The organism is Pseudomarimonas arenosa (assembly GCF_014841215.1).
GTDB classification, from domain to species: domain Bacteria; phylum Pseudomonadota; class Gammaproteobacteria; order Xanthomonadales; family Xanthomonadaceae; genus Pseudomarimonas; species Pseudomarimonas arenosa.
Window position 1 is genome coordinate 1 of sequence record NZ_JACYTR010000065.1, and the last position, 13,308, is coordinate 13,308.

Below are 13,308 nucleotides of genomic sequence, written 5' to 3' on the forward strand. Positions count from 1 at the left end.
ACGGCTACTTCGTAGCCTGCGCCTTCGCTACGCTCGGTCGGCTGCTGTCGCAGCTACGCGGGACTGCGTCCCGATCTCGCCCAAGTGGGCCCACCACTTGGGCTCGTCGCGCCTTGCACTCGAGGCAAAGTCCTCGGTGATCATCCGCGCCCCCTCATGAAATATCCGGGCTGGCATTGGGTGCGCCTTTGAAGGCGAGCGCGGAAATCGAGCACAGCGCGTGTTTGCTTTCCGGCAACGCTGGCGCGGCTTTGCCGCGACCGGCTTGCCGTGAGCTGGTCGAACGGTTGCGCCGAAAGCCTCCAGAGCCTTCCCCGGACTGGATTCGGGGAAGGAAGTACTTCAACGTCGGTTAGATAAGTGCAGCGCGGCGAATAGGGTGGGCGTGTCGCCCACCTCCACAATACGCCCAACTGACATGCTAAGCAGGCTCTACTTCTTCCAGTCTTCCAGGCCGTACTTCGCCAGGATCTGCTTGAGCTCGCCGGAGGCGCGCAGCTTGGCCAATCCCTCTGAGAGAATCTTGGCATACTCAGCGGATTCCTTCTTGGCTGGGGAAAAGGCGATGTAGATCTCCGCGTCGCTGAGCTTTCCGGCCAGATCGAAAGCGCCGGACTTTCCCGCCTGCGCCAGGGCATAGTTCAACACTGACTGATCCTCCACCAGTGCGTCGATGCGTTTGGCTTCGAGTTTCTTGATATTGGTTTCCAGGGCTGTTTCGCCAGCAGCGACTTGCACCTTCGCGCTGTCCTTGGCATTCGCCTCGATATACTGGTCAAGCTCGTCGTCGTAGCTGTAGTCCTGAATCACGCCAATCGCGTGCCCGGCGAGCGAATCCAATCCGGCGTATCTCCAGGCCTCACCTTTGCGCACCACAAATATCGAGCCGCTCAGGCCGAGTGGCTCGGCTGGATAGGTGAAATCCGGCGCATCGTCCTTGGCTGCGCCGACAATGGCGTCGAACTTGCCCTTGCGCGCCTCATCGATCGCACGCGACCAGGGCATGTTCTTGTAGTCGATGGTGTGCCCGGCGGCGCCGAGGGTTTTCTCGGCAATCTCGATCATGAAGCCGGGCTTGTCGCTGCCGGGCTCGCAGTTATACGGGCACCACTCGTCGGCAACGATGCTGATGGTGGCGGCCTGGGCCGTGCCGAAACACGCCATCCCTGCCAGGCTGAGCAGCCAGCCTGCGCGTCGAACCTTGGTCATCTTCATTATTGCCTGATGCGATTTCATGCCGAATTCTCCTCGTTCAACACACCGTTCCGCTGGGTCAACCTTGCAGGATGCGCGACAAACGCTGCGTTGCGTTCGATTGTCGGGTCAGATTGGCGAACCTCAGGGGGTCAGGAACTTGTTCATGACTGCATTGACATCAATCTTCTTCAGGCCGTCATTGATGACCTTGGCGGCGGCAGCGCCCTTGTCTGAATTCTGGAAGGCGATGAACAGTTGCTTGTCTTCCAGCAGCTTGCTGTTGAACTGAACCTTGTCCTTGGCTGCCGCCAGGCTGGCTTCATTGGCAAGCAGATAGCCCAGCACATTCTTGTCGATCACCGCGAGCGCGATGCGACCGGCGGCCACCTTCTTGATATTGGTCAGATCGTCGCTCACCGCTTCTGCTTTCAGCTCGCCGGATGCAACCTGGGCGTCGAAGTCGGTGGTGTTGACATAGCCATCGACCACACCGATCGGCTTGCCCTTGAGGTCGGCCAGGGAACTCCAGCTGACCGGGGCTGAGCTCGACTCAACGAAGCCCAGCGGTCCGCTGCCAATGCTGTCGGAAAGCTTGAACTTGCTGGCCACATCGTCCGAATGATACTCGGGAAAATAGCCGTGGTAGCCGCTCTTTGGGTCTTCCGCTGCGGCCACAGCGCGGTTCCATGGGAAGAACTTGACCTCAAGCTTATAGCCCATGGCTTCGGCGGCGGCGCGCACCACGGCCACGCTGGCCCCTTGCTGATCAATGGCAGCGCCGGAATAGGGCGGCCACTCAAGGCTGGTCAGGCGGATGACTTTCTCCTCTGCCTGCAGCGTCCCGGAAAACAAGGTCGTGCAGAACAGCGCACTCGCAATCAGCCAGCTGCGGCGTCCAATAGCTTGTTTCATCTGCGCTTCTCCTTCTTAGCACTTGGTTTAGATGATCCCGTGGTGTCCAGTTGAAAGCGGGCCAGCATCGACATCACGACTTCGGCCTTCTCATCCAGCGAGGCCGACACGCCAGCGGTGCGCTCAGCGATACCACTGTTCTGCTGGGTGATGTTGTCGAGATCGCTGATCACCGTCTGCACTTCACGTATCGAATTGGCCTGTTGCGATGTGGCCTCGGCTATCTTTCGGGCCAGGCGGCTTGAGCTGCCCACCGCCTCCGAAATCGATGCGATGGCGGTGGACAGTTCGCCGGCCAGACGAATGCCTTGTTGCACTTCACCGTCACTGCTCGACAGCAGGGCGCGGATGTCCTTCGCATTGTCGGCGGCACGCTTGGCCAAGGCCCGCACTTCAGTCGCCACCACAGCGAAGCCACGGCCCATATCGCCGGCCCGGGCGGCTTCGACCGCCGCGTTCAAGGCCAGCAGATTGGTTTGAAAGGCGATGTCGTCGATCAGCTGCACGATCTCCATGATGCGCCGGCTGCCCTTGCCGATTTCGCTCATGCGCGACTGCATGCGGCTGATGGTCTCGCCACCTTGCTGGGCTGCTTCATCGGCCACCGTGCTCTGTTGGCTGGAGTCGCGCGAATCGCGCTCATTCTCGCCCACCAGATCGGTCAACTCCTTCATATTGGCCGCCGACTGCTCCAACGACGCCGCCTGGGCTTCGATACGACGCGACAGATCATCGGTGCTGGTGCGGATTTCGGCGGCGTGATTGGCCACGGACTTGGCGGCTTCGCGTAGGCTGGAAACCAGCTCGGACAATCGCTGCAGCGTCTCATTGGCGTTATCACGGACGTCGGCGAAGGCACCTTGCCAGCTTGGCTCCTGCATTCGATGGGTGAGATCGCCGGCGGCCAGCGCATGATGCATGTCCTGAATCTTTACCAGGGCATTGTCGAAGCCGGAGAGCAGGCTGTTGACCTGCTGTGCCAGCTGCGCCAGCACGCCTTTCTCGTCGCCGACCTGAATACGCGCCTTGAGGTCGCCGACGGTGGCGGCGGCGACCACGGTGGAGAGCTCCTGGGCGATGCGACGCTCCAGTTGCTGTTGCTTGAGCTCCTCGGTCATGTCGTACCACTGCACCACATAACCCAGACGTTCACCGCTGGTACTGGCCACCGGTGAAATATCCAGTGAACCGTGGGCATGCGCCAGTTCGCACTCAAGATTGAGCGGCGCCTGCAGCGAGGGTAGCGACTGTCCGATCTTGGCCGCCAATGATTCGGCGACTTTGCATTTGCCGGTCAGCTCGCCTTCGCAGGCCCCCAGGGCGTCGGCGACGTCCGGTTCCTTGTGCAGGTAGTTGGCAAACGCGTCGTTCAGCAGCACCAGGCAACCGTCGCGGTCGAGCAGCGCCAGGTTGGCCGATGCACAGGTCAAGCCGCGGCCGGCGCGCTGCGCGGAGTCGGTGGTTTCCTTCAGCTCGCCGAACAGATCGACAAAGCGGTCGAGAGAGCGGGTCAGCTGACCGGTTTCCGAGGAGTCGCGTCCGTAGCGTGCCTTCAGTGCCGACTGCTGGCGACTGATCTGTTCCAGCGATTCACCGGGTTTGAGCTCGACCAGCTTGCCGATGATCTGGCTCATCTGTCCCAGCGGCGTGGTCACCCAGCGCCTTAGCAGCAGATTGAGAATCAGCACCAGGGCAATTCCGACGCCAGCGAACTTGCGCATGTCTGCCGACGAGGCGGCGTCGAGCTCTTGCTGAATGGTGATGTCGCTGAGCCAAAGGCGAATGGTGCCGATACTCTCGCCTTCGCGATCGATCTTGGCCTCGCGAGTCAGGTAGAAGCTGGCGGGAGGCTCAGTGAACTCCAGTAATTCGCCATCCTCAGTTTCACGCTGCCGCAGGCCGACGATCTGAGTGCCCGATTCGTCACTGACCTGAGCGGCGATCAAGCCCGGAAAATTCAGTTCCACCGCCACCAGCTTGTTTGCCTGATCGGTGTTCAGATTCCAGACCGGTTCGATCAGGCTGAGTTGCAGGCGCGCTACGATGCCATCGGCGGCACTGTTGAGTTGCGCCTCCATGCGCTCGCTTGTGGCGGCTGCAGATAGCCAGTTGGCCGCCCAGACGACCAGCACCAAGGCAAGAATTGATGCGACGGTAATCCGTGTACCGAGACCCTTCCACCAACGCATCGAACACCCCCGCGTAGACGAGCGAAGGCGGGCCGTGATGGACAGCGTGCGATGGGGCAACTGCATGCCGGCATGAGCCGAGCTGTCAGCAACTCACCGCGTGAGAATCGATCGTCGCCCGCCAGCCGATCGCTCTCGGGTATCGCATCGACAACAGGATGGTTCACGGTCTTCCTGACCTGGCCCCCTTGGGGCCTTGGTGAAGTTTCGCACAATGAGGGAAAAATGGAACGGGTATGGCGCCACTATTGGTAGAACTGTCGACCTTGAACCTGCAGTTGGGCCGTGTCTCTTCACGTGGTGCGCACATTCGCCTGAATTTGCCCGGCGAGGCGCGCCATCGGAGGCTGATTTGTCGAGAGAATCGAGTACGCTTGCGAGCTGTCTCATGTTTGCCGGAGTGCTCATGCCTCGTCATCTTCTTGCTGCTGCCCTGATGCTCGCCTTGCCGCTGTCGATTCAGGCGGCGAAATCCAACCAGGACCGAGGCAAGGACAACAGTAAGGAATGGTCGGTGGAAAGCAGTCTGCCGGCAGCCAAGACCATCCGCTTCAGTACCGACGAAGGTACGTGGATGGATCTCGATGTGTCGCCGGACGGCAAGCACATCGTGTTCGACTTGCTGGGGGACCTGTATCTACTGCCGATCGACGGCGGCCAGGCCAAGCGCCTCACCTCAGGAAGGGCGTTTGATGTGCAACCGCGCTTCTCTCCTGATGGCAAGCAGATCGCTTTCACCTCAGATCGCGGTGGCGGCAACAATCTCTGGCGCATCGGCAGCGACGGCAAGAATCCGGTGCAGGTCAGCAAGGAGGAATTCCGCCTGCTGAACAACCCGGTGTGGACGCCCGATGGCCAATATCTGATCGGCCGCAAGCACTTCACCGGTCAGCGCTCGCTGGGTGCGGGCGAATTGTGGATGTACCACGTCAGCGGCGGCATGGCGGGCCTGCAGCTCACCAAGCAGAAGAACAATCAGCAAGATCAGGGCGAGCCTGAGATCAGCCCGGATGGCCGCTATGTCTATTTCTCGGAAGACGTCAGTCCAGGGCCGAGCTTTCAATACAACAAGGATCCACACGGTCTGATCTACGCGATTCGGCGCCTCGATCGCGAAACCGGCGAGGTCGTGGACGTAGTGCGCGGTCCGGGCGGTGCGGTGCGTCCGCAGATCTCGCCCGATGGCCAGACCCTGGCCTTTGTGCGCCGGGTGCGCGACAAGTCGGTACTGCACCTGATCGATCTCGCCTCCGGCAAGCTGCGGCCGCTGTGGGACGGCCTCAGTCACGACCAGCAGGAGGCCTGGGCGATCTTCGGGCCGTACGCCAACTATGACTGGCTGCCCGATGGCTCTGCTCTGGTGATCTGGGCCCAGGGCGGTCTGTGGAAATTGCCTACCGATGGCGCTGCGCCAAGCCGCATTCCGTTCGTGGCCGAGGTCGAGCAGCAGGTGGCCGAGCCGCTGCGCTTCGAGCAACCACTGGAGAGTGGAGAGTTCGATGCCAAGATGATTCGCGACGTGGCCACCGCTCCGCATGGCAAGACGGTCGTATTTCACGCCGTGGGCAAGCTATGGACGCGAAATTTGCCGAGCGGCAAGCCCAGCCGTTTGACCAACAATGACAGCGACTTCGAGTATCAGCCAAGCTTCAGCGCCGATGGACGCAAGCTACTATACACGCGCTGGAACGATCAGGATCTGGTGCGAGTGATCGAGCGTGAGCTCGACAGCGGCAAGGAACGCGAACTGCCGCTGCCGCCCGGCTACTACTACGGGCCGCGATATTCGCCGGATGGTTTAAACATTGTGTTAAGCAAGGACTCGGGCAGTTCGCTGACCGGACAGCTGTGGAGCGGCGATGCCGGCATCTACCTGCTGCGTGCCGGAGCCGAGCAGGCTGTGCGTATTGCCCGAGAAGGCGAGCGGCCGCAGTTCAGCGTCGATGGTCAACGGGTGTTGTACTTCACTGGCAACTTCAGCGACAAGGAGCCGGCTCGCAAACTGGTCAGTGTCGGATTGGCCGGGGAAGAGCCGCGACAGTTGCTCAGTCTCAAGTATCCCGATCTGGTCGAGCTGAGCCCGGATGGCCGCTGGGTGGCGTGGACCGAATTGTTCAATGCCTATGTTGCGCCGATGCCGCGCACCGGGCAGTCGATCGAGCTGAGCCGCGAAAGCAAGAGCGTGCCGGTAGCGCAGGTCAGTCGTGATGTGGGCTCGTACCTGCACTGGTCCGATGCCGATAGCCTGCATTGGGTGGTGGGCAATCAGTACTTCAGCCGCGATCTGCAGGAGACCTTCGCCTTCTTGCCCGGCGCCAAGAGCACGCTGCCTGAACTGAAAGACCTGAAGGGCATCGAACTGGGGTTGAGTCAACCGGTGTATGCGCCGGAAGGCTACGTGGCCTTGGTCGGCGCACGGGTGATCAGCATGCGCGATGCCGAGAACGCAGAAGAGGTGATCGAAGATGCCGTCGTGTTGATTCAGGGCGACAGCATTCGCGCGGTGGGTAAGCGTGGAGAGGTTCGGGTGCCGGATGGCAGTCGGGTGGTCGATATTCAAGGCAAGACGGTGATCCCTGGCATCATCGACGCTCACGCTCATGTGTCGCATTTCGAGGGCGGGGTGATTCCGCAGCAGAACTGGGCCTACTACGCCAATCTGGCCTTCGGTATCACGACTGCCCACGATCCCTCGGCAACCAGTGAATTCGTGTTCTCACAGGCTGAATTGGTCAAGGCCGGCAAAATGGTCGGGCCGCGCGTGTTCTCCACCGGCACCATCCTGTACGGCGCCGACGGAGACTTCAAGGCGGAAATCAATTCGCTCGATGACGCTCGCTCGCATCTGCGTCGCATGAAGGCGCTGGGCGCTTTTTCGGTCAAGAGCTACAACCAACCGCGTCGCAATCAGCATCAGCAGATCAATCAGGCTGCGCGTGAACTGGGCATGCTGGTGGTAGAGGAGGGAGGCTCGACCTTCTTTCTGAACCTGCCAATGGTGTTGGATGGTGCAACCGGGATTGAGCACAATCTGCCGATTGCGCCCTTGTACAAGGACGTTATTCAGCTGATGGCCGGCACCGACGTGCGTAATACGCCGACCCTGGTGGTGACCTACGGTGGGCTGTCGGGCGAGCGCTGGTTCTACGCCCGTGACCCGGTTTGGGAAGACCGCAAACTGAACAGGTTCTTCCCGCGAGAAACGCTGGATGCCATGTCGATTCGACGAGAGATTGCGCCAGACTGGGACTACTACCACATCGAAGTGGCCAAGGCAGCGAAGCAGCTGCGTGACGCCGGGGTCAAGATTCAGGTCGGAGGCCACGGCCAGATGCAGGGCCTGGCGCCGCACTGGGAAATCTGGATGCTCGAGCAGGGCGGTTTCTCGCCGTTCGAAGCGTTGCGAGCGGCCACCATCGATGGCGCTGACTACATCGGCATGGGCAAGCAGCTGGGCTCGATCGAAGTCGGCAAGCGGGCGGATCTGGTGGTGTTGAATGGCAATCCACTGGAAAACCTTCGCGTCACGGCCGATAGCGCCATGGTGATGGTGAACGGTCGCCTGTTCGACACCCAGGACATGGCTGAAGTTGGCGGACAGCAGGTGCCGGCGCCGCAGTTTCACTGGCAGCGCCACCGCGCCGGTCGCCAGTACGGTTTGCAGTATGGGCCGACTGCGCCCTGTCATTGTCCGAAGAGCGGCGCTCACACGCACTGAGCAACTGTGCGAGCATTGCTGTGGCGTGTTTGCTGGCGGCATCTGTACCCGGAGGATCGAATGCCTAGCCTATCGATGATGCGTCTGGCCCTCGGCATGCTGGCCTTGCTGCTGGCGCCCTGGGCATCGGCGACGGAGTGGCTGCCGCGGTCGGCGGAAACCAGCTTCCGCGTGTTGAGCTGGAACGTGTCACGCGAGCAGTTCTTCGAGCACACGGAGCTCACCCGGCGGGTGTTGCAAGTCAGCAAGGCTGATATTGCCCTGCTCGATGAGATGCCCGGTGACCTGCAGGATAGAAGGCTGCGCCAATGGCTGGATGCCGATGTCTCGACCCGGGGATGGAGCTTTGTGATCGGCCGGCAGGGCAGTGGCGATCAGAAGGCCGCGGTGCTGTCGCGCTGGCCGCTGGAACGCGTGGATGAGTTCGATCAGATTCGCTACCCGGAAGGCAAGATGGCCGAGTGGGTGGCGGCTGCCGGCAGCGCGCGTCCGTTGCGGGTGGGGCCAACCGGCGAGTTTCCCTCGGTCGGCGCACTGCTGAATCATCAGGGGCGTCGTGTGCTACTGGTCAGTGCTGACTTTCAATGCTGCGGCGACACCGCCTGGAGCTGGCAGGAGCATCGCCGCCAGCTGGAAGCCTGGATGCTCCGCAATGCTGTGCTGGCAGCTTGGCAAAGGACACAAGCCGATGCGGTGGTGGTGGGTGTCGACCTCAACAACGTGCAGGGCCAGCAGCCCTACGATCTGCTAACCGGTCGCGGCGAACAGCGCCTGTGGGCGGTAGGTGCCCTGCATCGCAACAGTCGCCATGACTGGACCTGGGATGGTCGCGGCACCCCCTTCAAATCGCAGCGAATGGATTTTCTCTTCTACACATCGCGTTTGCGCGAAGTGAGATCGCAGATCTTCGACAGTGAGCGCTTCAATCAGCTCGAAGCGCTGGAGTGGGGGCTCAACAAGCAGGCTTCGCGCAAGATGTCGCAGCACCGGCCGGTCGTGGCTGATCTGGCCTGGCAAGACGCCGCGTCGGACGCGGCGGCTGAATAGGGGCTTCAGCCTGACTCTGCCGAAAGCGCACCCTGAGCCTGTCGAAGGGCGGTCCCTGAGCCTGTCGAAGGGCGGTCCCTGAGCCTGTCGAAGGGCGGTCCCTGAGCCTGTCGAAGGGTACCTGGGGCGAAGCAATCAGCCAAGGTTGCTGCCATGGTCTGCCACCGCGCGAGACCCGAAAGGCCACGCCACTGACTGGTGCGACGCGCTGTCGAGGCTCGCTTCGACAAGCTCAGCGAGCGCGTGGCCGCAATGACGCGCGCTGAGCGTGTCGAAGGGCATTGGAAATCAACGCGTGCCTTGCTCGACCTCCGCGCGCCGTGCATGGCTCGCCCTGGCAGGCCGTTGTCTAGCCTAAGCAGCCTGTTAAGCCGGTCGCTCCAGCACCTCAATAACAATGCCGGCATGCGCTTGCAGCCTGGGAATCAGCTGCTCGCCCATCGCCGTGGACGGGGTCCAGAAGCCGCCGGGCAATTCGTTCTTGGGGCGGTCGAGTGCCAGGCAGGCGGCGGCCTGGCCGAGCATCTTGGCGGTCGAGCCGTAGCCGGGGTCGCGATCGCCGGTGAACTTGCAGCGCAGACTGCGGCCGTCGTCGATGCTGCCGTGGAAGCGCAGATCGAAGAAGCCCTTCTGCTGCTGCTCCGGCGTCGGACCTTCGCCCGGTGCCGGCACGAACTTCTCGACGATCCAGCGCGTCGCCTGGGTGGCGCTGGCGGCCATGAATACCAACATGCCGCTGGCCATGCTGGTGGCGCGCATGCGACCGGCTAGGCCCGCGCCGGTCAACATCGCCTCGTCGTAAACGAAGCGCTCGGTGTAGGGCTGCCCGCTGAGCGCGTGACTGCGCTGTACAATGCGAGAGTTGATGGCAGCCATCACGAAGGGCGCAATCCAGGACTTGAAGTCGCGATCAAAGGCGGCGAACTTCAGGCTCGGCTGCCGGGTCTTCGGACGTTGGTCCGCCGGGCACAGAGAAAACGGATTGGCCAGTTCCTTGCGAACCTTGGGGTCGCGGGTGGCCTCTTTCACCGCGTTCAGCAGACTGGCCACGGTGCCACCGGAGAACCCGCCGCGAATCGCCTTAACCCGCATTTTCACCTGGGTGCAGTACTGACCGTAACGGCGCTTTGCTTCCTGTTGCAGGAAGTACACGCCAAGATCGGAAGGGATCGAGTCGAATCCGCAGCAGTGCACGATACGTGCCCCGCTGGCCTTGGCCTTGGCTTCGTATTTGGCCAGCATCTGGGCGATCCATTGCGGCTCGCCGGTGAGGTCGCAGTAGTCGGTGCCCGTCTCAGCACATACTTTCACCAACGGTTCGCCATACAGCGCATACGGCCCCACCGTTGAGACCACCACACCGGTGCTGTCACACAGGGTGCGCAATGCGGACTCATCTGCAGCGTCAGCGGTGAGCAGGGACAAATCGGCTGCCTTCGATCCGAGTTGCTTGCGCAGTGCCTCGAGCTTGCTCTGTGAACGTCCCGCCGCTGCCCAGCGCAGTTCGCCGCTGAGCCCGAAATGGTCGAGCAGATAGCGACACAGGATCTGGCCAACGAAGCTGGTGGCACCAAATACGATGACGTCGTAGCGCGAATCACTCATGTGCACTCTTGCTCCAGGAAGTGGCGATGCAGAGTGTAGCGGCTCGCTCGCGGCCCATGGGGCGGATCGGAACCGCCTTCACGTAGCGTTTGCCACGAACAACGGATAGCATCGCTCTCGGGGCGTTACGGATGGATCGGCAACGATGTCCTTGAATGTACTTGGCACGCCACTGCAGGTCTGTAGTCAATCGCCGCTGACCGGCTGGTTTCGCGACGGTTGCTGCCGCAGCGATCCTGACGATCGCGGCATGCATTGGGTATGCACCGTGATGACCGCCGAGTTTCTGGCCTTTTCCCGTTCGGTAGGCAATGACCTCAGCACACCTCGACCCGAGTACGATTTTGCTGGTCTGCGGCCGGGTGATCGCTGGTGTCTATGCGCGCAACGCTGGCATGAGGCCTATCTGGCCGGCTTTGCGCCGCAGGTGGTGCTGGAGGCGACCCACCTGAATACGCTGGGCGTGGTGTCCTTGCAGCAATTGCAGGATTGCGCGGTCATCGAATGAGCCATCATCTGCTATCCGAGCCTGACACCGAACTGCTGGATCCGCGCTGGGCTCTCAGTCTGGGCGAGTCGGAAGGTGAGCTCGGCTTGCCGATCCGGCGCATGGTGGCCCATCTACTGCGCTCCGGTGAGAGCAATCTGCAGCGTGTGGTGGCCGATGTCGAGAACGGCGCGCGCGAGGAGGCACGCCGACAGTTGCATGGTTTGCGTGGCAGCTACGGCAGTCTCGGTGCGATGCGACTGGTGGCGCACAGTCGCGCATTGGAGGAGCAGCTGAAAGCGGCGGCCAGTGATGCCGATCGCCCGCCCTTGAGGCAGTGGCAGCAGACCATGCAGGACACGCTCGAAGCGCTGCGGCGCTGGTCGGTCGAGCACCCGCCGCTACTGCAGAGCGCTGACCAGGCACCGACCCTGACCCAGCGACGCCGCTGGTGGCGGCTGCTGTGCGAAGGGGATGCCGACGTCCTCGATGAGCTGGTGCAAAGCGAAGCATGGCTGATGGCGCAGTTCGACGAGACCGGCGGCCACTGTCTGCAATTGGCCAGGCAGCGAGCCGACCTGCCTGAACTCAAACGTCTGCTGCAAGCGATCCTGGCACCGGCGGCAGAGGATAACCCTACCGTTTGACCGGCTTATGCGCTGATTGACGCCGCGCCCGGCTCGGATCAAAGTGGAGTTCCGGGGACAACGTGAGTCTTCCATGGACGAAGACCGGGCCAAACCGCTTGTGTTGCTGGTCGATGATGACCCGCTCCAGCTGGAGTGGCTGGACGAAGTACTGCGGGATGATTTTGCCACGCTGCGGGCAGAGTGCGGTCAGCAGGCGCTGGCCTTGGTGCAGCAAGGGATTCGACCGGATCTCCTCCTGCTCGACGTAAAGCTGCCGGATCTGTCTGGGCATGAGGTGCTGCGCTGCGTGCATGCCATTCCCGGCGTTGAACACCTGCCGGTGATCATGATCTCGGCCGATCGCTCCGAGCAGAACGAGATGGCCGGATTCGATCTCGGTGCCGATGACTTCGTCGCCAAGCCGATCGACCCGCGCATCCTGATGCTGCGCATGCGCAATCTGCTGCAGCGTGAGTCGCTGCGACAGGAAACCCTGCGGCTGGGCCTGGCACAAGCCGAGCAAGCGCTCAACGCTACCCAGATGGAACTGCGCGCCACCCGGCTGGAGCTTGAAGAGGCGGCCAAACTGCAGGCGCTGGGGCGAATGGTGGCCTCGTTCGCGCATGATATTGGCAACCCGATTGGCAACAGCTTGCTGGCGATCACCACGCTGCAGGATGAGCTGTCCGCACTGGCTGGCAAGCTGGAAGACAATCAGCTCAGTCGCTCGGCCTTGCAGCGCTTTGTCGAGGTCAGTCGTGATGGGGCGAATCTTGCAGTTAAGAACCTAGATCTGGCTCGACTGATGCTGCAGAGCTTCAAACAGCAGGCGATGGACCAGGCGACCGCGCAGTGTCGTGAGGTCGAGCTGGGTGCCTGGCTACGCGAGGTCGTGTTCGTGTTGTCGCCCATGTGGCGCCGCCGCGAGATCGACGTGCAGGTGGAAGTGGCCGATGACCTGCGCATCATCACCTTGCCCGGCCCGCTGGGTCAGATAGTTGGCAATCTGATCGGCAATGCAGTGGCTCATGCTTTCGAACCCGGGCAACCGGGCACGGTTCGCCTGATCGCCTCTGCCGTCGGCGACGATCAAGTGGAACTGCGGGTGATCGACAACGGCAAGGGTATGAGCCCGGAGGTCGCTGCCAAGGCGATGGAGCCCTTCTTCACCACCCGAGCCGGCAAGGGTGGCACTGGGTTGGGACTGGATATCGTCAAGCAGGCCACCGAGCGACAGCTGCAAGGCTGTGTCAGCTTCAGCAGCCACCCGGGCGTCGGCACCGACTTCTGCCTGCGTCTGCCGCGACGGCTGCCAGACCCGGTGGCCGAAAAAAGCGGCCCGGCGTCGGCGAGTTAACCCGGATATTTCATGAGGTCGCGCCGAAAGATCCGGCGATTCCAAGCGGGGCGAGAGTTTCGACCGATGGTGTTGAGATAACAGAGTGTTCGCGATCTTTCGGCGCTGGCACGGCCCTCATTCGGCCGCTGCGCGGCTACGCAGGGCATTCGCCCTGAGGTCCTTTG

The 13,308-nt window shown here is 62.0% G+C and carries 9 protein-coding genes; 5 read left to right on the forward strand and 4 right to left on the reverse strand.

All coding sequences use genetic code 11. The annotated features are described in order from the left end of the window. Nucleotides 1-432 precede the first annotated feature (432 nt). The 3 genes from IFO71_RS18730 to IFO71_RS18740 form a co-directional block, all read right to left on the reverse strand. Nucleotides 433-1,236: a substrate-binding periplasmic protein gene (locus tag IFO71_RS18730; RefSeq protein WP_192031208.1), complete on the reverse strand. Its 804-nt coding sequence runs from the start codon at nucleotides 1,234-1,236 to the stop codon at nucleotides 433-435. A gap of 102 nt (nucleotides 1,237-1,338) precedes the next feature. After that, nucleotides 1,339-2,109: a substrate-binding periplasmic protein gene (locus IFO71_RS18735; protein WP_192031209.1), complete on the reverse strand. Its 771-nt coding sequence runs from the start codon at nucleotides 2,107-2,109 to the stop codon at nucleotides 1,339-1,341. Then, nucleotides 2,106-4,298, reverse strand: a complete 2,193-nt coding sequence (locus IFO71_RS18740) for a methyl-accepting chemotaxis protein (protein WP_192031210.1) — start codon at nucleotides 4,296-4,298, stop codon at nucleotides 2,106-2,108. Before IFO71_RS18740 ends, IFO71_RS18735 begins: the two co-directional genes overlap by 4 nt. A 406-nt stretch (nucleotides 4,299-4,704) precedes the next feature. Between IFO71_RS18740 and IFO71_RS18745 the strand changes: the two genes are divergently transcribed. Together IFO71_RS18745 and IFO71_RS18750 are read left to right on the forward strand one after the other, a co-directional pair. Next, entirely contained in the window at nucleotides 4,705-8,016 is a 3,312-nt protein-coding gene (locus IFO71_RS18745; protein WP_225444784.1) for an amidohydrolase family protein, read from the forward strand. Nucleotides 8,017-8,076: 60 nt separating this feature from the next. Next, nucleotides 8,077-9,063, forward strand: coding sequence for an endonuclease/exonuclease/phosphatase family protein (locus IFO71_RS18750; protein WP_192031211.1), 987 nt, complete (start codon nucleotides 8,077-8,079; stop codon nucleotides 9,061-9,063). A gap of 366 nt (nucleotides 9,064-9,429) precedes the next feature. Here IFO71_RS18750 and IFO71_RS18755 read toward each other — a convergent pair whose 3' ends face one another. Continuing rightward, the gene (locus IFO71_RS18755) at nucleotides 9,430-10,668 is read right to left on the reverse strand and encodes a saccharopine dehydrogenase family protein (RefSeq protein ID WP_192031212.1); all 1,239 of its coding nucleotides are present in this window, start codon (nucleotides 10,666-10,668) and stop codon (nucleotides 9,430-9,432) included. Between the two features lie 145 nt (nucleotides 10,669-10,813). Between IFO71_RS18755 and IFO71_RS18760 the strand changes: the two genes are divergently transcribed. The 3 genes from IFO71_RS18760 to IFO71_RS18770 all read left to right on the forward strand — a co-directional run bounded on the left by IFO71_RS18760 (nucleotide 10,814) and on the right by IFO71_RS18770 (nucleotide 13,141). After that, nucleotides 10,814-11,176 (forward strand): DUF2237 family protein, encoded by a 363-nt coding sequence (locus IFO71_RS18760; protein ID WP_192031213.1) that lies wholly within the window; start codon nucleotides 10,814-10,816, stop codon nucleotides 11,174-11,176. Beyond that, on the forward strand, nucleotides 11,173-11,802 hold the full coding sequence (locus IFO71_RS18765) for an Hpt domain-containing protein (protein ID WP_192031214.1): 630 nt from the start codon (nucleotides 11,173-11,175) through the stop codon (nucleotides 11,800-11,802). The genes IFO71_RS18760 and IFO71_RS18765 overlap by 4 nt, the downstream gene beginning before the upstream one ends. 73 nt (nucleotides 11,803-11,875) lie before the next feature. Beyond that, the gene (locus IFO71_RS18770; protein WP_192031215.1) at nucleotides 11,876-13,141 is read left to right on the forward strand and encodes a sensor histidine kinase; all 1,266 of its coding nucleotides are present in this window, start codon (nucleotides 11,876-11,878) and stop codon (nucleotides 13,139-13,141) included. Nucleotides 13,142-13,308: the final 167 nt, after the last annotated feature.

Bases quoted from the DNA above. Each gene is read 5' to 3' on its own strand.
- IFO71_RS18730 (WP_192031208.1), bottom strand. From the start codon at position 1,236: ATGAAATCGCATCAGGCAATAATGAAGATGACCAAGGTTCGACGCGCA.
- IFO71_RS18770 (WP_192031215.1), top strand. From the start codon at position 11,876: ATGGACGAAGACCGGGCCAAACCGCTTGTGTTGCTGGTCGATGATGAC.
- IFO71_RS18735 (WP_192031209.1), bottom strand. From the start codon at position 2,109: ATGAAACAAGCTATTGGACGCCGCAGCTGGCTGATTGCGAGTGCGCTG.
- IFO71_RS18765 (WP_192031214.1), top strand. From the start codon at position 11,173: ATGAGCCATCATCTGCTATCCGAGCCTGACACCGAACTGCTGGATCCG.
- IFO71_RS18740 (WP_192031210.1), bottom strand. From the start codon at position 4,298: ATGCGTTGGTGGAAGGGTCTCGGTACACGGATTACCGTCGCATCAATT.
- IFO71_RS18755 (WP_192031212.1), bottom strand. From the start codon at position 10,668: ATGAGTGATTCGCGCTACGACGTCATCGTATTTGGTGCCACCAGCTTC.
- IFO71_RS18750 (WP_192031211.1), top strand. From the start codon at position 8,077: ATGCCTAGCCTATCGATGATGCGTCTGGCCCTCGGCATGCTGGCCTTG.
- IFO71_RS18745 (WP_225444784.1), top strand. From the start codon at position 4,705: ATGCCTCGTCATCTTCTTGCTGCTGCCCTGATGCTCGCCTTGCCGCTG.
- IFO71_RS18760 (WP_192031213.1), top strand. From the start codon at position 10,814: ATGTCCTTGAATGTACTTGGCACGCCACTGCAGGTCTGTAGTCAATCG.